Source organism: Njordella aestuarii (assembly GCF_056494165.1).
Genome location: NZ_CM151397.1, coordinates 2663422 through 2690421, shown reverse-complemented (window position 1 = coordinate 2690421; position 27000 = coordinate 2663422). Strand labels below are relative to the sequence as shown.

At 51.7% G+C, this 27000-nt stretch carries 21 protein-coding genes and 1 tRNA gene; 9 read left to right on the top strand and 13 right to left on the bottom strand.

The features are described 5' to 3' along the window. Positions 1–216 precede the first annotated feature (216 nt). From SH451x_RS10425 to SH451x_RS10415, 3 genes are all read left to right on the top strand, one after another. The gene (locus SH451x_RS10425; RefSeq protein ID WP_479362399.1) at positions 217–3828 is read left to right on the top strand and encodes a secretin N-terminal domain-containing protein; all 3612 of its coding nucleotides are present in this window, start codon (positions 217–219) and stop codon (positions 3826–3828) included. 78 nt (positions 3829–3906) lie between these two features. Beyond that, complete coding sequence (locus SH451x_RS10420; protein WP_479362398.1) at positions 3907–5607, top strand: GspE/PulE family protein; 1701 nt, start codon at positions 3907–3909, stop codon at positions 5605–5607. A 5-nt stretch (positions 5608–5612) separates the two neighbouring features. After that, a complete protein-coding gene (locus SH451x_RS10415; protein WP_479362397.1) occupies positions 5613–6812 on the top strand; it encodes a type II secretion system F family protein in 1200 nt (399 codons plus the stop codon). Between the two features lie 92 nt (positions 6813–6904). On the opposite strand, the gene ccoS is transcribed toward SH451x_RS10415, so the two are convergent. The 8 genes from ccoS to ccoN form a co-directional block, all read right to left on the bottom strand. Then, a complete protein-coding gene (gene ccoS / locus SH451x_RS10410) occupies positions 6905–7069 on the bottom strand; it encodes a cbb3-type cytochrome oxidase assembly protein CcoS (RefSeq protein ID WP_479362396.1) in 165 nt (54 codons plus the stop codon). After that, a complete protein-coding gene (locus SH451x_RS10405; RefSeq protein WP_479362395.1) occupies positions 7066–9519 on the bottom strand; it encodes a heavy metal translocating P-type ATPase in 2454 nt (817 codons plus the stop codon). The genes ccoS and SH451x_RS10405 overlap by 4 nt, the downstream gene beginning before the upstream one ends. Positions 9520–9550: 31 nt before the next feature. Next, positions 9551–10411, bottom strand: coding sequence for a sulfite exporter TauE/SafE family protein (locus SH451x_RS10400; RefSeq protein WP_479362394.1), 861 nt, complete (start codon positions 10409–10411; stop codon positions 9551–9553). Beyond that, positions 10411–10947: a FixH family protein gene (locus SH451x_RS10395; protein ID WP_479362393.1), complete on the bottom strand. Its 537-nt coding sequence runs from the start codon at positions 10945–10947 to the stop codon at positions 10411–10413. Before SH451x_RS10395 ends, SH451x_RS10400 begins: the two co-directional genes overlap by 1 nt. Before the next feature lie 31 nt (positions 10948–10978). After that, positions 10979–12505, bottom strand: a complete 1527-nt coding sequence (ccoG, locus tag SH451x_RS10390; RefSeq protein WP_479362392.1) for a cytochrome c oxidase accessory protein CcoG — start codon at positions 12503–12505, stop codon at positions 10979–10981. A 54-nt stretch (positions 12506–12559) separates the two neighbouring features. Further along, positions 12560–13246, bottom strand: coding sequence for a cbb3-type cytochrome c oxidase N-terminal domain-containing protein (locus SH451x_RS10385; protein WP_479362391.1), 687 nt, complete (start codon positions 13244–13246; stop codon positions 12560–12562). Beyond that, a complete protein-coding gene (locus SH451x_RS10380) occupies positions 13239–13418 on the bottom strand; it encodes a hypothetical protein (protein WP_479362390.1) in 180 nt (59 codons plus the stop codon). The genes SH451x_RS10385 and SH451x_RS10380 overlap by 8 nt, the downstream gene beginning before the upstream one ends. A gap of 102 nt (positions 13419–13520) precedes the next feature. Then, positions 13521–15959, bottom strand: coding sequence for a cytochrome-c oxidase, cbb3-type subunit I (ccoN, locus tag SH451x_RS10375; protein ID WP_479362389.1), 2439 nt, complete (start codon positions 15957–15959; stop codon positions 13521–13523). A 477-nt stretch (positions 15960–16436) separates the two neighbouring features. On the opposite strand from ccoN, the gene SH451x_RS10370 reads away from it, so the two are divergent. Further along, complete coding sequence (locus SH451x_RS10370; protein WP_479362388.1) at positions 16437–18209, top strand: protoglobin domain-containing protein; 1773 nt, start codon at positions 16437–16439, stop codon at positions 18207–18209. A gap of 67 nt (positions 18210–18276) precedes the next feature. Here the strand turns inward: SH451x_RS10370 and SH451x_RS10365 are convergent, their stop codons facing one another. Beyond that, entirely contained in the window at positions 18277–18429 is a 153-nt protein-coding gene (locus tag SH451x_RS10365) for a hypothetical protein (RefSeq protein WP_479362387.1), read from the bottom strand. 350 nt (positions 18430–18779) lie between these two features. Here SH451x_RS10365 and SH451x_RS10360 point away from each other — a divergent pair. Then, a tRNA-Asp gene (locus SH451x_RS10360) sits at positions 18780–18853 on the top strand. Between the two features lie 196 nt (positions 18854–19049). Next, positions 19050–19979: a GGDEF domain-containing protein gene (locus SH451x_RS10355; RefSeq protein ID WP_479362386.1), complete on the top strand. Its 930-nt coding sequence runs from the start codon at positions 19050–19052 to the stop codon at positions 19977–19979. Positions 19980–20107: 128 nt separating this feature from the next. Here SH451x_RS10355 and SH451x_RS10350 read toward each other — a convergent pair whose 3' ends face one another. Next, positions 20108–20890: a hypothetical protein gene (locus SH451x_RS10350; protein WP_479362385.1), complete on the bottom strand. Its 783-nt coding sequence runs from the start codon at positions 20888–20890 to the stop codon at positions 20108–20110. Between the two features lie 444 nt (positions 20891–21334). Here SH451x_RS10350 and SH451x_RS10345 point away from each other — a divergent pair, with 444 nt between their 5' ends. From SH451x_RS10345 to SH451x_RS10335, 3 genes are all read left to right on the top strand, one after another. Next, positions 21335–22267: a PPK2 family polyphosphate kinase gene (locus SH451x_RS10345; RefSeq protein ID WP_479362384.1), complete on the top strand. Its 933-nt coding sequence runs from the start codon at positions 21335–21337 to the stop codon at positions 22265–22267. A 124-nt stretch (positions 22268–22391) separates the two neighbouring features. Further along, positions 22392–22724 (top strand): P-II family nitrogen regulator, encoded by a 333-nt coding sequence (locus SH451x_RS10340; protein ID WP_479362383.1) that lies wholly within the window; start codon positions 22392–22394, stop codon positions 22722–22724. Positions 22725–22761: 37 nt separating this feature from the next. Beyond that, a complete protein-coding gene (locus tag SH451x_RS10335; RefSeq protein ID WP_479362382.1) occupies positions 22762–23475 on the top strand; it encodes an RsmD family RNA methyltransferase in 714 nt (237 codons plus the stop codon). Between the two features lie 42 nt (positions 23476–23517). Here SH451x_RS10335 and SH451x_RS10330 read toward each other — a convergent pair whose 3' ends face one another. From SH451x_RS10330 to SH451x_RS10320, 3 genes are read right to left on the bottom strand one after another with little or no spacing between them, the layout of a single operon-like run. Next, positions 23518–25011: a hypothetical protein gene (locus SH451x_RS10330; protein WP_479362381.1), complete on the bottom strand. Its 1494-nt coding sequence runs from the start codon at positions 25009–25011 to the stop codon at positions 23518–23520. Further along, positions 25004–25771, bottom strand: a complete 768-nt coding sequence (locus SH451x_RS10325) for an SDR family oxidoreductase (RefSeq protein WP_479362380.1) — start codon at positions 25769–25771, stop codon at positions 25004–25006. The genes SH451x_RS10330 and SH451x_RS10325 overlap by 8 nt, the downstream gene beginning before the upstream one ends. A 27-nt stretch (positions 25772–25798) precedes the next feature. Beyond that, positions 25799–26941 carry an aromatic ring-hydroxylating oxygenase subunit alpha gene (locus tag SH451x_RS10320; RefSeq protein ID WP_479362379.1) on the bottom strand — a complete coding sequence of 381 codons (1143 nt, stop codon included), beginning with the start codon at positions 26939–26941 and terminating at the stop codon, positions 25799–25801. Between the last annotated feature and the right edge of the window lie 59 nt (positions 26942–27000).

Genomic DNA, 27000 nt, shown 5'->3' with positions numbered 1-27000 from the left:
TAACGGTTGGATTGGGCTGGATTTGAGGGCAAATTCGGCGTGTTGCGAAACAACTTTAATGACCAGGGGTTCAGACACCATCCCCGGTAGAACTACAATATGGCTAAGGTCGGTTGCCACCTACAGGACACGAATGATCTGTCGCCAGACTGTAATTTATGCCTAGGGTGGCTTTGTAATTGGTCTCTGACCGAACATCTTTTCTAGACAAAATATATGTTGCGTTTCACTTTCAGTCTCACGACTCGCTGGCTTGCCATCGCATCGCTATTCTGCAGCATCAGCGCTTGTGACTTCCGCATTTCATTCGCCGCAGATCCTGACCTTGTCGGGATGTTGGCTGATGCGGTCGATCCCCAAGTCGCTGCTAGTATCGGTCTGAGCGACACACAACTGGAACAGTTGAACGGTCTGATTCGCCAACAAGAGTCGCGAGCATTGGCACTAGCTGACCAATTGCGGCGTTTGCCGCCGGAGGATCGTGCCGAGCTGAAGAAGCAATCAATCCGTGCGCTCGAAAAAGAGGCGTTCGACATCCTGTCGCTCCAGCAACGCTCGCAGTTAGAGAGGATTCGGCTGAATCGCATCGGTCTTCGATCGCTCGCTGAACAACAAGTCGTTGAGACGTTGGGGTTAAGCGAAGGGCAACAGGAACAAATCCAGCTGATTCTCGACAGCCGCATCGAGTTGCTCCGCGAGTTCGGTGCCGGTCAAGCCGATGCGGAAATGCAAAAACGTCTTCGGAAAACCCTTACCGGTGTCCAGTACGCGACTTGGCAAGCTATGGCAGGCGGCGTCGAACCCCAAGGAATTTCCGAAGCCGTCGCAAAAAGCCCATCGGATCAAACTGCTGGCGATGCGTCCACAGACGACATTGCGGCTAACGCAGATCCCGTTGATGAAACAGCACCTAATGCAGCCGCTTCCACTGCCGCTGCTACCATTCCCTCCAACGACGACTTCGACGCAGCTCCCATTGCAAAAGCAGAAACCGAAGCAGACCAACGTTACCTAGAACTCAATTTTAACGGGACCGACTGGTCAACCGTTCTGAAGTGGATCGCCACCGAAGCGGAACTGAGCTTGCAGATTGATACGATTCCGCCAGGGACATTTACTTACCGCGATCCCTATGCGAAATACTCTGTAGCCGACGCGATGGATATCATGAATGGCGTCCTGTTAGGCAAAGGCTATACGCTAGTACGTCGTCAACGCACGTTAATGGTGATCGACTTAGGAAGCGGCAAAGACGCGGAAGTAACGCGCGGTTTAATCCGAGAACTTGCCGAATTGGTAACGCCATCACAACTGGATAATCGCGGCGAATTTGAATTGCTCAAGTGTTTGTTTGTGCTTTCTCGATTGACCGTTGAAGAAGCCGAAACGCAGATTCGCCAATTGATCGGTCCACAGGGCTCGGTGATTCCGCTTGCCGCAGCTGGTCAGGTCCTTGTTGTTGAAACCGGAGCCAAGTTACGCTTAATTCGAAATATGATCGAACGAGCTGAAAACCCTACCGGCTCTCGAGCAGCGAAGATAGCAAACTTGCCTCTTCAATATGTTTCTGCGGAAGAAGTGCTCGCGATTGCACGCCCGCTCATGGGACTCCCTGAAGGCAGCAATACAGCGGATGGAATCAGTCTTTCAACAGATTCATTTGGCAACAGGATCTTCGCGACAGGAACTGCCGACAAACTACAGACGCTTCGTGATCTGATTACAGAACTTGACATCGCACCGAGTGCAAATGGGCCGACCAGCGTCAAAGTTGAAGTCCCTTATTTTGAATCCCATCAAGTTCAAGGCTCCGATCCTGAAAACTCGATGAACGTGTTGCAAACATTGCTTGCTGGCACGCCGAACGTTCGAATTTCGCTCGACAGTAAAACCAACAAGATTTCAGCCTTTGCAACGAAGCCGGACCATGAACTGATTGATAGAACGTTGGAAGAACTGTCTGGTTCGGGAAATCAATTCGTCATTATTCCTCTTAAACGAATTGATCCTCAAGCTGCCATTACCACCTTGGAAAAGTTCTTTGGAAAGGCAACGGATGCTGCTGCAACTGCAGCCGCCGGAGCTACTCCACGACCAATCTTCTATGGCGACGCAATGGCTCGCAACTTGATGGTCAAAGGTTCCAAAGAACAAGTTGACCAAGTAAAAAACATTATCGCACAAATCGAGGAAAGCGGCCCCAACCTCAGTATGCTAGGCGACAATGTCAAAGTCTTCCCAGGGACCGGCCGAAAAGCCGATCAGTTCCTGAGCCAGATGCAGATGCTGATGGATGCCAAGAACAAGAACGTTCGAATCCGCATTCGCACTCCGGAGAGCATCGAAAAGCCATCTGCAAGCAACAACGAAAACCGGAGAATGCTGTTAGGCAGTGAACCGATTCCTGCCGAAAAACCTGCTGCTGCGTCGAACGATGCAAAGACTCCAGCGAAGAACAGTCCCAAGGCATCGGAAGAGAAAGCAGCTCCGGCTCAACCATCTGCGATTAACAACCGGATTCGATCTGGACGTTTCGTTCAAGCTACGACCAACGGCGATGCAGAAATCGACGAAGTGCTTACCGAAGATGAAGAAGGAATTTCGGAGATCAATATCATCCAGACTCCATCAGGCATGATTGTAACTTCCGATGATCCAGAAGCACTTGCCGAATTTGAACAGATGGCGCAATTGGTGAATAACCAGCTAGCGTCGAGTCCTGCGGAACCAACAATTTTCTATCTTAAGTATGTACCCGCGGATGCAACTGCGGCCCTGCTAAAGCAAATTTTGACTGGTCAAGTCACCACAGGTGGCGGGGGAGGCGGTTTGTTGGGTGGCGTTGCATCGAGCATGTTAGGTGAAGTTGGTGGCGGAATCATGGGCAGCCTCCTAGGCGGCGGGGGTGGTAGCACGACCACGTCCGGTCCTGGGTTAAGCAGCGGAGAAGTGAGCATTATCCCTGACTCACGTTTAAATTACATTTTGGTTTACGCAAGCTCATCCGACCTTGATTTGATCGATGAGCTTCTGAAAGTGATCGACAGTGAAGATTCACCTATTGGCGTACAGACCAAGGGCAAACCTCAGGTCATTCCAGTTGTCTATGCTGACGCGACCGAGGTCGTTAACACCGTTAAGCAGGTGTTTGCGGATCGGATAGCACAGGCGCCCGGCGGCGCTGGTGGCGGCGGCGGCGGAGGCCGACAACCATCGGCTCAAGATTTTTTGCAACTGCTAGGCGGTGGTAGAGGTCGCGGCGGCAACAATCAAGGCAACCAACAAGCAGCGCAACTTCAGGAACAGACCATGACTGTCGTTGCCGATTCCCGAAATAACACGGTAATCGTCACTGGTCCAAATTCACTGTACGAACAAGTTAAAGAATTTGTCGAGTTCCTGGATCAAGGATCGGAAGATACGCAAGACACCTATGAAGTAGTAACGCTTGGTGGAAACGTAAGTCCTACGATCGTCCAGAACTCGCTAAAGGCAATCTTTGGTGCTCAAGCGCAAACGAATGTCGCGGGTCAAACACCCACGGCTCAGGGAGGTCCAGCTGGCACGTCCGCTTCGCCACAAGACATTCAACAACGTATGAATATGATGCGTCAGATACAAGGTGGCGCAGGCGGCTTCGGCGGACGTGGCGGCGCAGGCGGTTTCGGCGGTGGCGCCGGAGGGTTCGGTGGCGCTGGCGCAGGAGGATTTGGTGGCGCTGGCGGATTTGGAGGGGGTAATCGCGGCGGGGGCGCAGCGGGTGGAAATCGCGGCGGTGGAACCGGAGGCGCAAACCGAGGCGGTGGAGCGCGAACCGGTGGACGATAAGGTTGCATCGTTGTAACCTCTCTTGCACCAATACCTGCTGAAACTGTCGATAAGTAAGAACGTTTGGAACCGAACTATATGACTTTGCAAGTACCCGATATTCTTGTTCGACGTGGACTGATCGACTCACAGACGATGGAGAAGTTCTCGCGGGGCACGAGCGGTATGGCCGCCATGCAAATGGCAATTGATGAAGGGCTTGTTAACGAAGAAGCAGCACTCCAAGCACTCGCAGAAGAAACGGGCCTCGACTACATCGATCTCCGAAATGCGACAGTCGACCTGAATCTACTTGCAACTTTTCCGCAGAAGCTAATCTATCGCCACTCGCTATTTCCTATTCGACGCGAAGGCGACGCGATTGTCGTGGCAACGTCGAACCCACTCGATCTTTTCCCGTTGGACGAAGCAGCTGCGGCAACCGACTGCGCGATTATTCCAATCGTTGCAGAGCGTAACGAAATTGCCAAACTGGTCAAGAAACACCTGGGTGTCGGCTCCGAAACGGTGGAAGGTCTGATCGCAGCGCGAGCTGAGGAAGAAGACATCGAGCTGCTGGAAGAGATTCAGGGCGACGGCAGCGAATTGAGCGAGATGGCTCAAGAGGCATCTGTCGTTAGGCTGGTCAACGAAATCTTGATCGAAGCCGTCGACTCAAGAGCGAGCGACGTTCACTTGGAATCGCAAGCCTCAGGCTTAGTCGTTCGTTATCGCATCGACGGCATCCTACATACGCAGCCTGTTCCAGTCGAGATCCATCGCTTTCAAGCGGCGATCATTTCACGTCTCAAGATTATGTCGCACTTGAACATCGCCGAAAAGCGATTGCCGCAAGACGGACGTATCAAGTTGCGAGTACATCGACGCGAAATCGATATTCGTCTCTCAGTCATCCCGATGATTCACGGCGAAAGCTTGGTCATGCGTATTTTGGACAAGGGCGCGATGAAGTTCGATCTTCGCAACCTTGGAATGAGCGAAGAGACCTTCCAAATCTACAGTCAAATCATTCGTCTGCCGCACGGGATCATTCTCGTAACCGGCCCAACTGGTTCTGGTAAGACGACAACTCTGTATTCGTCGCTCTTGGAAATCAAGTCTCCAGAAAACAAGATCATCACGACGGAAGACCCTGTCGAATATCAGCTTGAGGGCATCAATCAAATTCAGGTGCATCCCAAGATCGGGCTCACGTTCGCTGCCTCGCTGCGTAGTATTCTACGTCATGACCCTGACATCGTACTGGTCGGTGAAATTCGCGATGCGGAAACTGCGGAGAACGCGATTCAGGCATCGTTGACTGGTCACACTGTGTTTTCAACATTGCATACCAACGATGCGGCTGGTTCGTTCACTCGTATCGTTGACATGGGGATCGAGCCCTTTTTGGTGGCGAGCACCGTGGAAGGCATCATGGCGCAACGGCTTGTGCGCAGGTTGTGCCCCAATTGTAAGGAAGCGTACAAACCAGACGCGGCAGATCTTCCCGTCGATTTTCCATGGGAAATGTTCGGCGACTCCCCTCTCTATCGATCAGTCGGTTGCCGAAGTTGTCGGGCTGTAGGATACTCAGGGCGAATGGGTATCTACGAACTCTTAGTTACGACCGAAGCAATCCGCCAATTGGCGCATGACCGCGTCAGTAGCTTTAAGATCAAGCAAGCTGGTATCAAAGATGGTATGAAGACTCTGCGGATGGACGCTTGGCGAAAATGCCTGGAAGGCAGCACGAGCGTCGAGGAAGTTCTCAGAGTCACCAAGAATGATTCGATTGGATAGGATTTATGCCAGATTTCACCTACACCGCACGCGATTTGACCGGTAAGAAGTCAACGGGCTCCATTACCGCCGCTAACGCTCGAGAAGCGTCCGCACAGCTTACAGCTAAATCGCTATTCCCGCTGAGCATCACTGCCGGAAAATCGACTGTTACGATTTCAAGCGGTCGCGTGAGCGGTGCAAAGATGGTCTCGTTCTACTCGCAGCTTGCATCCCTTCTAAGGAGCGGTGTTCCTTTGATGCGAGCCTTAACTGTTCTATCACAACAGTCGGGCTCCAAGACGCTGCAGGAAGTGCTACAAGACGTTAAGTCACGTGTTGAAGACGGCGAGGCGCTTGGAGATGCCTTTGCACGCTATCCCCGCGTTTTCAATATCATCGCCGTCAGCATGGTTCGTGCTGGGACTGAAGGCGGTTTCCTAGAAGAGTCGCTCGAGCGAATTTCTGGTTTCATCGAACAACAGGAAGAGCTAAAGGGAAAAACGATGGGTGCCCTTGCGTACCCAGGTTTTATCATGGCCGTCGGTGTAATTATCGTAACGGTCTTGCTGATTGTCTTCGTACCGAAATTCGACTCGATCTTTGAATCGATGCGGCAACGCGGGACGCTTCCCGGTGCGACCGTCATTTTGTTACAGATGAGTGCGTTCATGCAAAGCTATTGGTGGCTTTTGTTGATCGCAATTGTTGGCACAGTGGTCGGTTTGCGGACATATTTCCGCACAGAAATCGGCGCTAGAAGATGGGATCTACTGAAGATCAAAGTACCGTTGCTAGGTCCAGTACTGCTTAACCTCGCGGTCGCCCGATTTTGTCGCGTTCTTGGTACTCTGCTCCAAAACGGCGTAACGCTGCTCCGTGCTCTTGACATCAGTAAGCATGCGGCGGCCAATCAAATCTTGAGCGAATCTATATCTCAGGCAGTCGAAGAAGTTACTGCAGGGGAGCGACTTGCAAAGCCGTTGGATGCGAGCGGTCACTTTCCCAATACCGTAACCGAAATGATCTCCGTCGCCGAAGAATCCAACTCGCTGGACAAAGTCCTAGTCCAGATTTCCGATTCACTCGAGAAGACGACCTACAGACGGCTGGAAGTAGTGGTGCGGCTTTTGGAACCGCTTATGCTGCTGGTGCTTGCAATGATTGTGATGTTCATCGTGCTTGCACTGATGTACCCAATCCTAACCAGCTCAAGCACTGTGTAGTGACTTGCGTGACTGCGATTAGTTAAGTCGGTTTAGAGTTTGAAAGAACCGACTTGTTTGGGACTAGTACCTATAGATCTGCGGCCGAATAGTCAGGGCTTTTGCTCTTCCTCAACTTTGACACCGTCTTGCAACATCCGCAACGGCGGTGTATCCAAGTCATCAAATTGACCGCTCTTGATCGAACGGATACATGCGACTAGCGCAGCGCCGCCCAGAAGAATAGCAACCGGTAAAGCGATATAGATGACACTCATCGGTATGTCCGGGCGGCGACTGTCATGGAAAGGATGGTAAGCGAACTGATCGGCATCAATATAGCCGCAATCAGAGGGCTAATATAACCTGTTGCTGCTAAACTCACCGCAAGGATATTGTAACTCAGCGAGATTAAAAAATTGCGTCGTATGGTACTGACCGTATTGTGGCAGGCTTGAACCAAATCAGTCAATTGATTCAACCTTCCGCCCGCGAGGTAAACAGGGGCTGCATCTAAACTTGCGGCCGCGCCACCTCGAATTGCAATTCCCACATCGGCCGCCGCTAGCGCAGCCGCGTCATTGACTCCGTCACCCACCATCAACACAGAATGTCCTTCCGTTTTAGAAGCGCGGATCTGCGCCAGTTTGGCTTCAGGCGAAACGCCCCCCATTGTCAAGGCACGTTCAATCCCCAGCTCGCACGCAATGCTTTGTACTGTCGATGGATGGTCGCCGGATAAGATCCCGACTTTCCATCCCAATTCTTTCAGCTTCTGAACAACGTTCGATGATTCTGGCCGTAGTAGATCACCGACCGTTGCGATGCCTGCTAGCTGCGAATCGACTGCTACCAAAAGCGGACTAAACCCTTTAGTAGCAATTGCGTCAATTTTCTGCCTGTCATCGGGGCCAATCCTTATACCGGAACTCGTCAGAAACTTTTCATTGCCAACCAGTACACTGTGCCAACCAACCGTGCCTTCCATACCCAAACCAGTGATTTGACGAACACCATTCGCGGAAGGGATTGCTATACCAGTATGCTGGCAGTATCGCACTATGGAGAGCGCTATTGGATGTTGTGAATGTTGCTCGATTGCGGCCGCCAGGGCAAACGTTTCGTGATCGCCTTCCCACTCGCGAACAACGATCTTACCCTCGGTAAGGGTACCAGTTTTGTCGAACCAAACGATTCCAGGGCGATTGATACGCTCCAATGAATCAGCACCACGAATCAGAATTCCTCGTTTCGCGCTTCGGCCAATCGCCATAGAAATCGCGAGTGGCGTTGCTAGAGCCAAAGCGCACGGACATGCAACAATCAGCAATGCAACAGTATGCCCGACGGCCGCGGAAAGTGAATACTGAGACCAACCTGCAAACACAATAACGGCTATGGCCAACACGATCTTGACGAAGCGACCACCGATTGCATCAGCCAATTGGACGATCGGCGCGCGATGAATGGCTGCTTCTTCGATCAGCGATGCGATGCGCCCGACTCGTGTCGCATTTCCAACTGCTTGTACTTCCAAATCTAGTTTTGCAGAAAGGTTGCAACTACCAGCTTCAACTTTATCTCCCGCAGACACATCTACAGGAGTCGATTCACCGGTGACTAGCGATCGATCAACCTGGGAATCACCTGCAGTAATAACGGCATCCGCGGGAAAAACTTCACCAGCGTCTACGCGGATTTGGTCACCGACTTTCAACAAATCAGCTAATACTCGCCGCGGCTCGCCGTTTGCCCCCAGCTTGTTTGCGTGGCGTGGAGTCAGACGCATCAACATAGCAACTGACTCAGATGTTTTTCTTTGTTGGCGAAACTGAATCCATCGTCCTACCAGCAGCAGAAAGACTAACATTGCCACTGAATCAAAGTACGATTCACCGTGCCCCAGCACTGCTGCGACGACGCTGGCCACTGCTCCGACGCCGATGCCGAGAGCAATAGGCAAATCCATATGCGGCGTCCGTGTTTTAATCGCCGCCCACGCGCCTCGAAAAAACACGCGACCTGGAAACGCCACACTGATAGCACTCAATACGACTCCAGCCGCATGCAACAAATGACGATATTCCGACTCCATGCCGCTGAACTCACCGGCGTAAAGCGCAACCGCGACCCACATAGCGTTCGCAGCACAGAATCCAGCTACCGCGATCCGAATTAGGTGATCTCGATTCTCGAGATTCGTCCGCGCTTGACGATCGCCTTGCATCAGAGGCGAGACTTGGTATCCCAATCGCCCTAACAAGCCACCAAGCTCACTAAGACGCAATGTTTGCGGATCGAAGACGACGTCTAAGGTATGGTCATTCAAACGCACTCGCGCTGAATGCCAACCAGGTTGCGTGTTCGCCGCTCTCTCAATAAGCCAAGCACATGCAGCACAGTGCAGACCTTGAATCGCTAAGCGGCTGCGCAGGAGTCCGCCGGCACACGCAACAGGGGCACTTTCACCAAGAGCTTCAAAATCGTCCAGCTCGTCGAATCGCCCCAAACGTGCAACGCTCTCCAGCGGATCGTTCCCGGCCAATTGATCTCGAAGTGCGTAATAGTCTTCGAGTCCCCAGGAGCGTATGAGAAAATACGCACCGCGACAACCTTCACAACAGAAGCTAAATTCCCCGGTAGCTACCGCTGGCGACGGCAATCCACAGTGCGCACACTTGCTCTCATGAGCAGTTTCAACTTTATTCGATGGCGAGATGGTCGACACAGCGGACTTGGCCCAATCCTAATTGGAGAGTTCAATCTGCAACGCAGCAGGGCAATGGTTCACGCTTCAGAACCCTCAGCGTCTCAGCTGCAACCGTCTGTGATTCGTCACCTTTATCCTCGTTGACATCGTGCATCATCGCATTATGAACACTACTTGCTTTGCTAGTCAAAGAACGCATGTCTACCGCCGCGCGACCGGTCGTCGTATAGACTCCAGAAACCAACAGTAGTATTGCACCTGCCAACGGAAGGGTACTTCGCAGCCTTGGCGCCAATTGCATCGCTCCAAAAACCAACGCGGTGAGCGCCGGAAGTGAACCCAGCCAGAAAGCCGTCATGACGATCATCGCAGATAGACCGTGCCCCGTACCTGCTGCGACCAGTAAGAACATGTATAACCATCCGCATGGCAACAACGTCGTTAGGGCGCCAGCCGCAAACGCTCGCGAAGAACCTGGCAGCCGATTTATTACAGGTCGCGTCTTTGCAATCGCAGCACTGATCCGCATCGAAAACCGGCCCTTACTGGACGAAGGCATGAGGACACGCGCGCGACGCGATCGGAAGTAGGCAACTAGTTTCACGAGTCCCAGCACGATCATAAAAATACCGGCAACACGAGCCGCAGCAGACTGAATGCCGATCGATTCACCACTTGCCGACAACAGGTAACCAGCTGCACCAGCCAGACTTCCCGCAATCAGATAAGTCGTCAGTCGCCCAAGATGATAGGCGGCCAGTCGGACGGACAAACGCGCACGGCCTGAAGTAGATCCAGTAGCCATCAGCGCGAAAGGCCCGCACATGCCAACACAGTGGAGACTACCGAGAATACTCGCCGCAAAAACTGCCAACAATAGTTCGGCGGAGACAAACAAGGAGTTCAACATCAGTTGATCGCCTCGGTTGTAATTGTTTGTTGAGCTATGAAATTTTCGTTATCACGGACGGCTATTAATTCAAATTCCCACATACCGTTACGCAACATGGTGGCCGTCCCGACATAGTGACCTTCACCCATGTCTCGCATCGCGATCGAAGCCACGTCGTTCGCGCGCGCGTGATGGTAGGTCGTCAACTCGATAGCAGCGCCGCTCACGCCTTTGCCGTCCTTGTCCCTTAGCGTCAGTACGACAGTTCGCTGACCGAGCGAATCGGTACCGGCGCTCGGCTCGATGGTCGCTTGCCAGCCAAGCTTATTGCTGGCCGACTGCGCCGCCATGGCCTCGTCCCAATGCAACGCTTTCTGATGATAGTCGGGCACAACTGCAAAAGACGGATCGCCAGTGGCGAGCACAATAGCCATCACGCCGATCAAAATCTGAGCCGTGAGAAAGGCGACCACGAAGGAACCCCAAAACCATGCGGCCTTGCGGTTGGCACGTCTTTCAAGTTCCGTCGTATTCAAACCGATCGATTCAACCATGAAATTATACTCTGCGTAAAACGCGATTGGCTTAGCCCTTAGGACCTAACAAACGATAGGAGACTCGACGCTCATTGCCCGAGTCGTCAGTGATTAAGAATTCTGCTTCAACATTACCAGTTTTGGCGGTCAAGTGCTTGGGAACTTTTACTAAGATCGGCACGACAGACGTTTTTCCTGGTTCGAGTTTCAAGCCTGATTCATCCAGAACCTGCAATACAACTCCAGCGGGCGACGAAGCACTTACATTATACGTCTGTTCGATTTGAGATCGATTCACCAGCCGTAGCCGCATTGAATTCTGCAGCTCACCGCTGACACTGTAAGTGTACGGGTTGCCGCCAGCTCGCAGGATCCTTGCGTCGAACGCATACTTGGTCGATAGGATGCTCAAGAACGCAGTTGCAACGATTCCCAACAATATAATGTACAACACCGGCCGCATGCGCAAAACTCGTCGCGGTTCGCCAGCAACTTCGTCTTGCGAAGTGTAACGTATCAACCCTTCCGGCTTGTCGATTTTACGCATGACTTCGTTACAAGCGTCAATGCACTGCGTGCAGTTGATACACTCCATCTGAAGTCCATCGCGAATGTCGATCCCCGTAGGGCAAACCGCAACGCAACGTTTGCAGTCAATGCAATCGCCATTTTTCGATGCGTTCTCAACACCAACCTTTTGCAATTTTCCGCGAGGTTCTCCACGCTTGATGTCATAGCCGACAATCAGGCTTCTGCGATCAAGCATGACCGATTGAAAGCGGCCGTATGGACATGCAATCAAACAGAGCTGTTCACGGAAAAAGAGGAAATCGTAAAGCATCGCAACGGTCGTCCCACCCATTACCAAGAATGCGAACGGATGGTTGAACGGTGAACTTCGCAGCCACATCGCAAGCTTATCGGTACCAACGAAGTATGCTAAGAAGGTGTGAGCGAGCGCAGCCGAAAGAATCAAATAGATGAAGAAACGCAGGAACTGCATCGGTGCGGATAGCTTGTTTCGAGGCTTTCCGCCCTTGCCCGTTGTACCTTCAAAAAGCCGATCAATCGGTCGAAACAGGAATTCCATATAAACGGTTTGAGGGCAGCCCCAGCCGCACCATACCCGCCCCGCCAGTGAAGTCGCAAAAGCGATCGTCAAGAAGATGCCAATGATCCCAAGTGCCAGAAGCGGTGTATCCGTCGGCAAAAAGGTCTGGCCCAAGATCGTAAACTGACGCGCCGGAATGTCGAGCAACACTGCAGGCTTGCCTCCGATCCGTAGATGCGGAAGCGATACGAAAAATGCGATCAACCCATAAGCCACAATTCTTCGCCGATGCCAGTGTTTACCTAGCGATAAGCTGGGGCGCAGCCAGCGACGCGAACCATCTCGCTCCAAAGTGCTCAGCACATGCTCGGGCGCATCCAATAACGGCAACTTGTCCGTCGCAGATTTCTCTTTCTTATTCGAGCAATTGCCACACGTACCGCTGCACTTTTTCGTTTCCGACAGCAGTGTCAGCGGTAGTCCGTCAGTAGAGTTTACATCATTGTTCGTAGGATTTTGACACATTTAATGTGCCTCATTTGCTTTCGCTAAAATCGACTCTTCATCAATATTCAATTATTATTCGGCTGGTGCATCCGACGCGGGTTCGTTTGCTACAACAGGTGGCACATACTCAGGCCATTCAGGAATTGTTTTTCCCTGAGGTCCCTTTGCTGTTCCACCCGGATTCGTATTTCGCAGACTGGCCACATAAGCAGAGACCAGTACTCGCTCATTTTGTCCCAACCGGTTCCGCCACGCGGGCATCGCGCCTTTGGCGGCCCCTTCATCGATCACTTTATAAATGTCATCGATCGTGTTGATATGGAGGTAGGCATCGTCACATAGGTTTGGACCAATCAAACCACCGCCAGTTGCGCCATGACAAGAGACGCAGTTGGTTTTGTAAACATTGGCACCGAAAGCAACCCAGTCGGGATCGTTCATGTACTTTACAAGCGTCTTTTCATCGCCAGCAAGCTCGCCGATCTCTTCGAACTGCAATCGTGCGTTATCAGCAACTTCGTTGTTGTAACGCTCCTCAAGCGACATCCCTTCGGTACCATGCCAGAACACCGCGTAGGGAAATGCGAATAAGATCGTTCCAACGAACAACCACTTCCACCAACCCGGCAGCGGATTGTCAAATTCTTGAATGCCGTCGTAGTTATGGCCTGTAAGCTCGTCCGTCGTACCGGCGCCCGAAAACCCTTTGACGAGAACTGACTGGTTCTCATGCACACTAGAATGTTGTGTACTACTCATCACGCGGATCCTCCACTTTGTCAGTGAGGGGGATCATCGCAAATCGATGGCTAGCCGTTGGCTTGAGCCGGATTACAGCATAAGTCATCATGGCGAAAGCAACACAAAACAGCACCAGTGCCCATTCGGCACAAACGCTGTAGTCAATCGCACGTAAGACGTCTTTCAACATAGTTGTTATGTATTAGTGATAGGTCAGGTAAGGGGGAAGTTCAGTTAGCGCGGCCCTGTTTTAGGTGGCCCGCGCGAAATTGGTTCAGTACAACACTTGCGATCACTGATTTATAGCGACCGGTTCCGCTTGCGAGTCGGCAGCGGCCGCTGCTGCAGCCTCCGCCTCGGCTTCCCCTGGAAGAACCGGCTCGGGCGTTTGCAATGGATCACGGGCAGCTTCGGGCTCGGGTGTCTTGAACGCGTCAACGCCCATCCGCTGCAGGTAAGCTATCAATGCAATCGCTTGTGAGTCGCTAACAGGCATATCTTTTCCAGCTCCAAGCGAAACTCGGATTGGCCCACCCTGAGCAACGATATCGGCCGCAATGGAAAGCGCTTGCTGTCTTGCAACCTCAGGTGCTTCCGAAAGCTCTATATCGTATTTGGCACCTAGCATCGATGCCGCCCACACGCGATCGGTCGTCTTGTTAAAGTCCAACTCTGTGGTCAGCAAGTGTCGGTACGAAGGCATAACGCTTCCGGGCGAAGTATTCTGCGGGTTGTCCAAGTGTGTCCATTGCCACAAACTACTTTGCTTGCCACCTTCACGAGCCACGTCAGGACCGATTCGGCGACTTCCCCATTGGAATGGATGGTCGTAAACGAATTCGCCTGGCTTGCTATACGCACCATAGCGTTTGGTTTCCGCCAACATTGGGCGAATCATCTGGCTATGGCAGTTGTAGCAACCTTCGGCGACGTAAATGTCACGTCCAGCCAATTCGAGCGGCGTGTAAGGCGTCACAGTGCTAATTGTTGGAATATTGGATCGAATCAAGAATGTCGGAATAATCTCAAACAGACTTGCAACCACGACCGCAACGATAACCCACACGGTGAATCGAATTGGTAAACGCTCCCAGCGACGATGCCATCCGAGCTTGGCCCAAACGTCCAACGATCGAGCCGCGTCGATTACTGGAATCGAAGCCAAATCGCTCTTTGGATTTGGATCCACCGGTGCAGGCAAATGTCGAAGCGGAACCGCCGAATAGACCGGCACATGGTAAACCTTTGGCCGAGTCATCCAGGTCATAAAGTAGTTTACGCCCAGCATTACAACGCCAGCCACAAACATTGCTCCACCAATTACACGGACCCACCACAGAGGTACAATTGATTGAACCGTCTCGACAAAGTCCGGGTAAGCCAACTGGCCACCATCGTCCATCGCACGCCACATAAGCCCTTGTGTAATACCAGCCGCGTAAATTGGCAGGATGTACATCAAGATACCAAGTGTGCCCAACCAGAAGTGCCACGTCGCAAGCTTGACGCTCCATAAAGTCGTCTGAAACAAGCGTGGCGCCAACCAGTAGATCATGCCGAACGACATCATACCGTTCCAGCCGAGTGCTCCCGAATGCACGTGAGCGATAGTCCAGTCAGTATAGTGACTCAGTCCGTTGACTGCCTTGACGCTAAGCATCGGGCCTTCGAAAGTGCTCATACCGTAAAAGGTAATACCTACTACGAAGAACTTTAGAACAGGGTCGACGCTGACCTTATTCCAAGCACCTCTCAAGGTCAGCAATCCATTGATCATCCCACCCCAGGAAGGCATCCACAGCATCACACTGAACAACATGCCGAGCGTACTCGCCCACTCCGGCAACGCGGTGTAATGCAAGTGGTGAGGACCAGCCCAAATATAAATGAATACCAGGGACCAGAAGTGCAGGATCGAGAGCTTATAGCTAAAGACCGGTCGCTCCGCCGCTTTCGGCAGAAAGTAGTACATCAAACCCAAGAACGGCGTTGTTAGGAAGAACGCCACAGCATTGTGCCCATACCACCACTGCATAAATGCGTCCTGCACACCGGCGTAGACCGAGTAGCTCTTGGTCGCATCGATTGGAATCACCAAACTGTTAAACACATGCAGCACAGTCACCGTCACGATCGTGGCGATGTAGAACCACAATGCAACGTACATATGCCGCTCACGACGTGTTACCAGCGTCATGAAGAAGTTTCCACCGAAGAAAACGAGCCATACCACGGCAATGGCCAAATCGATTGGCCACTCCAATTCGGCGTACTCTTTACCTTGCGTGATGCCCAACGGCAAAGTGACTGCGGCGGCGACTATGATTGCCTGCCAGCCCCAGAAGTGTAACCAACTGAGCGTAGTGCTCCACATGCGGGCCTTACAAAGACGCTGCGTGCTGTAATACACGGCGGCGAAGATTGCATTGCCAGCAAACGCAAAAATTGCTGCGTTCGTATGTAGTGGCCGCAATCTCGCAAACGATAGATACTGGCCATAGTTTCCCAGCCCCGCGAACAACTGTGGCATCACCAGCAGCACGGCCACAAGCAATCCTGCCGCAGTACCGACTAGAGCCCAAATGAGCGTCGCAGTTGCGAAGTAGCGAACGATCTTGTCATCGTAGCTAAAGTATTCCAGGTTCGAATTTCGGTTGTCACCGGAAGCGGCATCCGGTTGACTAGTTGCATCAGAGGGGCGATTTGAATATTCAGTGACAACAGTCGTCATCGTGACTGATCTTTTCGAAGATGAACGGATTTTGAATGTCTTGGTACGACCGGCCGGACCAATTACATGCTCTGTTTATCACACGCAGTGCCAAAGCGTCTATCTCACTCGCTGAACGAATTGTCGCATCACTCTTTACCCAGCGTTTTTGCCGGGATGCGACGCGATTAAAATTCTTTGATTCGTTCCAATCACTCGACAGCATGGCACACCGAAGTGGGCTAGGCGTGACGCACATGCACATAAGTGGCGTGCTCAATCGCACAAACCACTTAGAATGCGTTAGACTACAAAACATGGTGCGAATTATAGCGAAATTTTTGTGATCGTTTGTATCGTCCGCGCATCGGATTTCGCCAGCGTTTTCTACATGACTGCTTTGACGCGTCAATTGTGCATATCAGACTTGGGCCGGTGCGGTATACCTTTCGCAAAGCGGTCACCCATCATCGCTAACTCACGATCAAGGCTCACACCGTGTCGACCTCACTTGCTCCACCAGCCTCGCAGCTTTTAGAACGCTATCAACAACTCCAGAAGTATGTCGGTCTGGAGCCCCACGATTTCAAGCTGGCAGTGGACGCTTGGCCGTTGATTAAGCACATCGTCCCTGCACTGGTTGAAGATTTCTATGAAGAGATCCAGCGGCACGAGGCGACCCGCAAGATACTTTCCGAAGCGGCCCAGGTTAGCCGATTGAAAAAGACCCTTTTGAAATGGGTCGAGGAACTGTTCGCTGGTGTCTATGGCGAAGAATTCGTACTACGCCGCTGGGCAGTCGGTTACCGCCATGTCCAGCTAGGGCTTGGTCACGTCTGGGTAAGCGCCGCAATGACGCGACTTCGCGAAGGCTTGACGAAGGAGCTGCTGGCTAACTGGGAGGACACGCAAGCGGGCTATGCGAACACGTCATCGGCGATCCGACGACTGATGGATCTAGACCTGGCGCTGATCGAAGATGCATACCATGCCGAATCGGTAGCGCTACAAATTGCTCACGAGCGGGATTTTGCCGAAGGCATAATCGAAACAGCGCAAGCCGTTGTTATTCTTGTTCGCCCTGACGGGACGATCATACGCAGCAACGCCTTTTTGACTCAGCTACTGGAGAGCAAATCGCCAGAAGCTACCTTGGCGAGCGGGACGCGACCAGCCAAACTGAGCGAATCGCCAGTTGGAAACATCTTCGATCTCGTTTCGCCCGAACAGCACAGGTATTTAACTGGCTTTCTCGCCCAAGCGGCGTCTGGTGGCCAAGTGCGACCTTTTGAAACAGACCTGCGATTGCCTTCCGGATCTACTCGCCATATCCGTTGGTTGGCGCGTGCGTTTGTGAACTCGCCAGAGGGCAACGATGGCGCCAAATGGGAGTTCCCTCAAGGTGTTTCAAGTATACCGAATCGTTCGCGTGGAAGTTCGACTCGCGAGCCTTTGATACTGTGCGTTGGGCAGGACGTGACCGATTTAGCCGAGGCGCAGAGGCTATTAGTTCGCCAAGAGCGGCTAGCTGCGATTGGGCAAACGATGACGGGGCTTGCCCACGAGAGTCGCAATGCATTTCAGCGCAGCCAAGCTTCGCTGGAAACACTGCTGCTGGAATTGGAGGACCGCCCATCGGCCGTTCAGCTAATTGAACGGATACAGCGAGCCCATGATCATTTGTTGCACCTGTACGAAGAGGTACTCCAATTCGCACGACCAGTGCGATTGGAACTACAGTCGGTACGGATAGTTGGCTTGCTTCAACAAACGTGGCTGCATATTCAGCAAACGGGATCGACCGGAGAAATTGAACTGGACGTTGAAGCGAATGTGGTCGACGACGAGGTGCAGGCAGATCCGTTCATGATCGAGCAGGTTTTCAGAAATCTTCTCGAAAACGCAGTTCAGGCGAGTGAAAAGTCGACGAGGATCACTGCCACAATTGCAGACGCTTGGGTCGGAGGATTCCAGGCGGTGGAAGTTGTGATCAGCGATCGCGGTCGAGGCATACCGGCGGAATATTTGGAGCGACTTTTTGAGCCATTTTTCACAACTCGCTCGCGGGGCACTGGGCTGGGGTTGCCCATCGCACGCCGACTGGTTGAATCGCATGGTGGCACGTTGCGAATTGAGTCGGTAGAAGGAGCTGGTGCGAAGGCGATACTCATTTTACCCCGTCGCGCGGTCCCAGAAAAATCGTCCAACTACAGCGGTGAAGACACTCGACGTACGCACACTCCGCGTCAATCGGCGGAAGGTTCGCCCTAAGTCTCTACGTTTCGAGCTGCTCAATACACCCAGCCGTGGACGATTCGACGTGCGCGATCGCAGAGTGTTATCGACGCGTTTTCATCATGGCAATGCCGACGACCAACGCAATGACGGAGATAATTCCCCACTGCGGAATGGTCATGTGTTTGATGCTATAGGACAATCTTTCGCCGAAATTGCTGATAAAGCGACTGACTATATTTGTGGCCAACATCATGGCGACTTATTCCGAAAAGCACTGAAATGGAAACTTGAAAGCAGACGACCGAAATTCTCAAGAACATGATCGGGAAAGCTTAGGTTTGAGCTCACTGCGGGTCGGTGGCAGAGTTCTTGAGGCTCAGAAAAAGTGGGAAATTGGTTGTAGATGTAGGAGTTATATTGATTGCAAAGTCTGGAATGCGAGCTGTTTAGATGTTTGAGCGGCGTGGATTGAAATCCGCGGATGAAAGAGGAATTTGTTTGAGGTCAGGGGTTGCTTGCGTCGACAGAAGAGTTATATTTCTCCACTCAGTCGACCGCACAGGGAAGCAGTTCTTTGTCGGGCGATTTTCCGATGGAAACATTGGGGCCGTAGTTCAATTGGTTAGAATACCGGACTGTCGATCCGGTGGTTGCGGGTTCGAGCCCCGTCGGCCTCGCTCTTTCTCTTTCAGGTTTGTCGTCCATACGACATACCTGCCTCGCTGCACATGTCTTCTGCGGCGGAATTGCGTTTGCAGTTCGTCTGTCGCTACAGCGGCCTGATTATATGCCGCTATCAAGGCATCGCCCGACAAGCCATGTTCCAAATCTGCGTTGACGCGAATTTTCACGATTCGTACTATGGCTGGACCTATGGAAAACCAATCCCACATAGATCGAAATCAAGCGGCCAGAAGCCTTCTTCTGAACGGCACTCTACGAGCTGATCAGACGCCTTGCCAGAACGCCTCGAACGATCAAAGGAAAGCTTCCCTAACGGTCATCCGCAGCGGTGCTGATTTAGGTGTACATGTCGTTATCGATGAACGTATCGTAGTGGGGCGAGATCTTCATTGCGACATCACTCTGCATGACCATCGTGTCTCGCGGCAACATATCTCCATCACTCCACTCAGCGACAATCGTTACTTGGTCCAAGACCTCGGGTCAACTAATGGAACCAGGTTGAACGGCGAACAACTTTCGGTGCCGCAGTTATTAAAGAACGGAGACAAGATCGCGCTTGGCGAATCTGTGATCCGTTTCGAACTTGCTGATAAGATCGACGTCGACTACCAAAGCGAAGTTTCGATTTTGGTAAGCACCGATCCACTCACCGGCTTGCCGTCCAAACGTCGTTTTGATGAATCATTTGAGTTTGCGATTCAGTCCGCCATCCGAACGGCCCATCCGATCGCGTTGTTGATGATGGACATGGACGGTCTAAAGAAGATCAATGACACTCATGGTCATCTATTTGGTGCGCACACTATCAGTTGTGGCGGCCGGATTATCGCCCAGGTGTTACGCGGAGTTGGGCAAGCGTGTCGATTCGGCGGAGACGAATTCAGTGCGTTTCTTCCTAACCATGATTTAACGAGCGCGCTCGAAGTTGCTGAAAAGGTTCGATATGCCATTGAGACCGCCGGATTGGAAAAAGACGGCATTCCTCTTCGCCCGACGATTAGCATCGGAGCCGCCAGCTACCCTGTTGCAGGCACCACTACTCTAGAACTAACGCATGCTGCCGACCTTGCTCTCTATCGCGCAAAAGCCAAAGGCAAGAACTGCGTTTGTAGTTGATCACGACAAAGTAGTAACTAGTTCCCAATACTGCGTCATTACTTCGACTGTTTTGCAAAAATTTACCGCCCGGCTTCGGACACGGTCTAATTCTCCATGCAAACCGAGCCTCTCGTGGCAACAGCAGATCAGTCAATCAACGCGATCGGCTTTAAGAACAAGCTTTTCACGCCGTTGCCGACTGTGAGTGAGCCTCCGGCATTCGATTCGGAATCCTGACGAGCCTTGATCCAATCCTCATCACTTCGAAAAGATTGGAACGAATTAGCTGCGGCGTCTTTGGATGCATGCGCTAGCAGGTAAACCAACGCCACGGGAGCAGCATCCACGTTACCTTCGACTGCAGATGTCTCTTGCCCAACTGGCGCAAACATTCGAAGCAAATTTCCTACGCCGGTGTCATCGTCGCGGTACAGTTCAAAGTACGCTAAGTTTCGCATCCCGTGCTTCTCGAATAACTTCATGGTATGGTCGCGAAATCTAGCATGCAATTTATCCAAGTTACCCTCCGTCGCAATATATGTCCTCAGCTCCACCACATCGTTGGGCCTAACCTTTTGCCAGCCATCAGGGGAGAACGCCGTCGTTTGCAATCCGATCGACGCCATTGGCTTACCAAGCTCTGCCACTACGACATCGTGTTCTGACATTGGAATAGTCGGGTGAACGTCAGACCAAAAAAAGAATACACGCTCGTCCGTGCTCTCCACGGGCACCAATACGATTTTAACTTTAGCGTTTGAATTAGTACTGTCAGAAGTTTGACCCCGCAGTTTCGAAAAAGCGCTCCGCGCCTGCTCTTCACTTCCCTTAAATACATCCACTTGCATCGATTCAGCCGCACCACAAAAAGTCGCAAACCCAGAGAAGCATAAAGCGATAGCCGCAGCGAAAGAATTCGACTGGAACATGTTAGCCCCCTATCGTTCAGAATTGGAAACACATCCATGCTTCAAATAGTTTGCCACACACCGTCGGCACGGATATCTTACACAGTTGACAATGCCTAGTGCAGCAAAGCTTTCCTATGCACGTCGATTGATTCTTTCAGTGTATCCGATCCTGGGACGGAAATGGCTCAACTAACTGGGTGCCACAATTAGTTGAGCACGTTTCCTTTAAGGTTTTTTCCAGCCGAGGAGTCATACCCTCGGCGTTCTCCGAATCGCTCGGGTCGCTCAGCTGCGCTTTCATAATGTAATTTAGCGTGCCAAACGACGACCGCTCACGCGGCTTTAATGGGTTTGTATAACAACTGTCCACGTTCTGGGGTACAATGGCCGGAATATTCCTGGCGACAAGGTCAAGTCGTTACCCCCTGTGCTCAAAATACGTGAAAACTTTCAGAGACTAGCATGACGAAACATAGGTTCAAAAGAAAGCGATTCTTCGTAGAAGGCGGATCAAAAGTAAACCTTTCGAAAATCGATAATGGCTCCGGAAGTGAACTGGCCGATGAGGATAACGCAAGGGAAGCGATGGCAAGTGACTTGACGTACCTTCAAAAGCAACAGGAGAAGCTCTACGCCGAAGACAAGAAGAGTTTGATTGTAATTTTTCAAGGAATGGACGCTGCTGGAAAGGACAGTTGCATTCGTCATGTCTTCAGCGGCGTGAACCCTCAAGGCTGTGCCGTTCAATCCTTTAAAGCCCCCAGTTCCGAAGAACTTAACCATCATTATCTATGGCGGCCGATGCGAGCGTTGCCGGCTCGTGGCAAAATTGCGATCTTCAACCGCTCTTACTATGAAGAAGTCATCGTTGTACGAGTCCATCCCAACTTCTTAGAACCACAAAGAACTCCCGAGCTTAAGAATCCCGAACAGATCTGGAAGTACCGCTTCGAAGAAATCCGACAGTTCGAAAAAATGCTCGTTGAACACGGTACGCACGTCATAAAGTTCTTCCTCCACGTGTCTCAGAAAACACAATTGGAACGCCTCGTCGATCGCTTGGAGGAGCCAGACAAGCATTGGAAAGTTAACATCAACGATTTCGAGGAACGAAAGCTTTGGGACAAATACCAGGAAGCATATGAGGCCATGTTGCCCGCAACCAGTACGGAACAAACGCCGTGGTACATCGTCCCGTCCGATTCGAAGTGGTATGCCCGCGCGGTTGTCGCGGATCTGTTAGCACAGCATTTGGAGGCGATGGATGTTAATTATCCTGTCACTCCCGCCGAAACCTCCCAGCAGTATTTACAGCTTGCCGCAGAGTATCGGCTCAACGAAATGGACGTTGAACCGAAAAAGAAGTCGAACAAGAAAAAGAACTCTGAAAGCTAATCTGTCGACTGTGGACAATAAGTATGGACTTAACAATGTTTAAGTGCGAAACTTTAGGTGGCTGACGGCAAAGTGTGTCGAGATCAATTGACTTGAACTATCCCTGTCCGATCAAAAGAGAAAAATGCGAAACATAGCAGCGATTGTTCGTCCCTTTCTGGTCGACAAAATTTTGGATGCCCTCAAACTCGCCCCTATTGAAGCGATGCGAGTGATCGAAGTGCAAGGTCTAGGCCGTCAAAAAGACTACTTGGACGAGTACAGCGATACCGAGTTCAACACTTTGTTCTTGCCGAAAGTCGAAGTTAGTATCTATGTCAAACACCAACGCGCGGAAGAAGTAATCGATGCCGTTTTGCAGAATGCACGCAGTAATCGGATCGGTGATGGAAAGATTTTCGTCGTGCCCGTCGAACGCGTAATCGACATCGAATCGTACCAACCGGCTACAAAGTAGCTCCAACCTTTGATCGCGATATTAGAAAACAGAATTGATGGACGTCACTAACGAAGAAGAATATAAACGCGTTCAACGCCGCGAGTTGGCTCGGGAAAAAAACCGTCCGAAACCAGTACCGGCTATGGCTAAAAATGGGTTCCTACGGGTAATCGGTGGCGATCTGCGGTCTCGCAAGATTCAGTTTCGAATCGATCCAGATACCCGTCCGATGAAAGATCGCACCCGAGAGGCAATTTTCAACCTCCTCGGAAAGACAATCAAAGACTCTATCGCCATCGACCTCTTCGCAGGCTCAGGTATCCTTGCGTTCGAGAGCGTTTCTCGCGGCGCAACCTATGCCGTCGCCGTCGAGAAGATTCCATTTCGAGCAAGCGAAATTGTTGAGAATGCCAAGAGAATTGACTTGCTTGATTCAATGAAAATTCTCACGGGAGACGCGTTCAAGATATCATTCAACCCCAGCAAAGTCATCGAGTCACTTGAGTTGGACGAAGTGGCTCGGAACAAACCTTGGACTTTGTTTTGTTGCCCCCCGTATGAACTTTGGTCGAAAGCTCCAGACGACATGCGAGACTTGGTCGTAAAATGGATGGAGCACTGCCCTGTCGATTCCAATCTTGTTATTGAATTAGAACAAGCAACTGCTGGCGAGTTTCTGTTTGAAGATCGCTTGTTCGACTGGTTGCGACGCGACTATCGACCTGCGACCGTAGCGATAGGTACCAAGCTTCCTCAGTCCCCAACCTAACAACGTCGCCGCGACAGCAAGAGTGCTGTGCAAAGGGCTTGTTTAATCGTTGACCAGTTGTCTACGATCTCCGGAGAACGCTGCCAGTTCCTTCGTGTATTCATCGAAGAATGCATCGATCTCTGAATCTGTAAATACCTGGGCGTCAAACACAGCAGCAATACTCAGCCGATGGTTGTACTTGCAAATGCCCACGCCTACATGCGTGCCACGGCGGATGGGTGGCCAACCGTAAATAGCAAGTAGTTTTAGGTCGCCAACGGTCGATCTACCTTCGTCATCATGCCGACCGCGTCGCTGACGCGCGGTCACATCGCCTAAGTTTGTGACGACCGCCGTCGCGAGACATTGAAAGCGATGCATCAACGGCCGAACGAACCATCCAAGATCTTTAAATAACTCAAAGAGCTTCACAAAATCGTTGCCTAAACTCAAAGTGCGAATCGACTGCAACTGCTCTTTCACGCTGCTGAGCAACGTTTGTTCGGTTTTACAGGTGTCTTGGTCGGCCACTACAAATGCGAAACCAATCTTGTTCGCTGCCGAGAGTCGGATGTCTTGCCTGACGCGCATATCGATTGGCAAGGACACTCTCAGCCGGTGTTTTGTTGAGCCTTTTTGAGTCTTCCAGCGATGACAGACTTTGAACAGCGTCATAATCGCCCATTCGTTAACGTTGATCGATTGATCGCTAAACGCTTGCCGCAACTCGCGAAGTTCGTCCAGATCCAGGCTGTGGCAGCGAAAGCCAAGCGAAGCAGTTCCATCGACGCTCGACGACCTACGAGACTTACCTTGTATCGAAGTCGGGCCGCGGAAGTGGAAATGGTAGGCGTGAACAAGCTTTTCCCAGAACGTAGTCTTTCGTGTCTCGTGCGTAAGCTTTGGTTCTGGACATTCGCCCCGTTTGGCCAGCCGCTGCGAATCGAGCGTACGCCAACGTAGTAGTTGCTCGTCCTGCTGCGCTAGCGTTTCATAACAATTAGTGGCGTCTTCGATGAACAACCGCATTCCCAGTCCATCAGTAGCCCAGTGCACTGCATCTAAGGCCAGCGTTGTTTTGTTCTCGGATTGTATTACCAGAATCCTGAGATTCGGCTCGGTAAAAGCCTCACCTGCAGGACCGTTCCGCGATTCCCCTTGAGACCGGTTGATAAGTTTCAGTGCGACATGAGCAGCAGTCCGGGGGTCGCCAGCTCCAATCGCACCAGAATCACTCAAGTCCAAGGTACTGCTAAGCATGAATGCCAAGTCGAACGAAGATACCGGGGGCATACCCCAGGTTCGATCGTACTCCTGAACTCTTGCCAAGAGCATTGGATGTCGCACGATCGCACGCTTGAATGCTTCTGTAATCGTTTCCCTGTCAACAACACCTTCGAACAACATCACGATCTGAAAGCGCTTGGGATACTCTGCAACGTGATCCCAGATCAAGAACCTTTCCATTACAGTAGTCGTCAAAGGGAAGGCCGAATGGTCCTCGATTGCATCAGAGTTGATGTCGATTCGTTCCCATGGAATCGCATCAGCCATGCAAAGCCGCCCCGCCATCAACAACAATCGTTTGTCCCTGTATTAGATCCGCATCGGGCGAAAGCAAAAATCGAATAACGGCCGCGACGTCTTCAGGCATAAGAGCTCGACCGTTGGCAATCAGCATCTTCTCGTCAACTGCTTTGAAGAATTGATCGGACCCAGGAAGATTCTCGGTGGCATCGGTTCGTACTAGTCCCGCCAGAACACAGTTGAAGTAGACATTCTGAGGCCCAAGTTCCAGTGCCAAATGTCGCACCAACGCTTCGAGTGCTGCTTTGGAAGCGCCGATCAATCCGTACGCAGGCAAAGCGCGATGTGATCCATGACTTGATAGCGTAACGAACTTGAAGGGATCGTCGCGTCGGCTATAGAATATCTCAGCCGCTTGAGCCAGCAGCATTAATGGCAACGCATTTGTATGCATTGCCCGATCGAAATTTTCGATCTTGGCTTGCGTCACTGGTCGAAAGCCACCACCGGCCGCGTTGCTCACGATCCCATCGATGGTCCCCCAAACGTCCGCAATACTCTCCATCATTTCTTGAACATCTGAAGGTTCGGAAACGTCGGCCTTTACGATCAAAGCCTGCTGCCCCATCTGCTCGATCATATCGGCCACTTCAATCGCGGCGCTTTGATTCGATAGATAGTTTACGACTACATCGCAGCCATTTTCCGCCAGGAGCAAAGCCGTAGCGCGACCGATGCCGCGCGAGCTCCCAGTTACCAAGTATCGTTTTCCCTGTAGGTCATCCATAGCTTCAGCAGTTTACACTTATTTTCCTTAAATTCCATCGCCTGCATGCTCACAGATGAACATTTCATTGCACCAAAAAGTTTGAAACGCAGCGATACGCTCCTCAGATCTAGCAAGAACGCCGGCATGCTCGCTGTGGTCTAGCCCTGCTTGAATTTTGGGCAGCATTTCGAAGTCTTCTTTCAAAATCCGCTTGCCAATCGCAGCTTCAAGACCGCCCCATTTCTTCGCGACCCATCGCTTAAACTTCGAGACTCCCTCGGGCTGATAACCGAACTGCCGGATAATCGAGCGGCTGCGGTTGTGAGCGATCGGTACCACGCTTTGCACTAGAGTAATCGCGTCGGTAAAACTTGTCAGCAGGTTCGGGTAAAGATGATGATGCTCGTATTCACGGCGTGGTGTTCCGCCCAACCAGCTTACAAGATTGCTTTGCGCCCGCTGAAAGAAGAGATCGGTCCTGTTCTCGGCTGCAAACGGCATGTCAGTTTGAAAGGAAGAATGTCTGGAGCTTATTTTGTGATCCGATCGCATTTCGCCGGGATCGGTGCGGAAAGTATCGGGGTGGACGCATTGCACGTGGTATGCTTCGAGCGTGTTTTCTACCGCGACCTTCCAATTCGCGTCGTATTCAACTTCGTACTGCAGCGACATTGGCCAGTCTGCGGAGCATCGGCGGAGATAGATCTCGTACATCGGCCCCAGGTATTCTTCCAATGTTTTCACATTGCTACTCAATGTAATGAATACCAAGCGACCAACTACTTCCGAGCGGTACGTGGCAATTTTATTCGCCGCGCGATCGATCGGTGCTAGATCTTTTGCACAGGGAATCTTCCTTGTTAAGCCATCTTTTCCATAGCACCAACCATGATACTGGCAACTTAATTCTGTGGCGCTGCCCGCCTTTTCCGAGCGGATTAGGCTGTGTCGATGCGCACAGACATTCGATAAAGCCACAATCTCCCCGTCAAAATTGCGAACGATGATTGGTTCGTTCAGCAACGTCGTCGTGATAAACTTTCCAGGCTCGTTCAGTTCGTCGGTCGTACATACGAACTGCCAAGTGTTCTGCCGCATCCATTGTATTTCGCGTGCGCAGATCTCCGGCGTTCGATAAGCCGAGGCCGGGATGCGGTGTGGCAATTTTTGCTGTGCAAGAAAAGGCATTACGTTTATGCGAGCGGCAAGCTCGCCCAAACCGAATTCGAATACGTCGAGTCCTCATC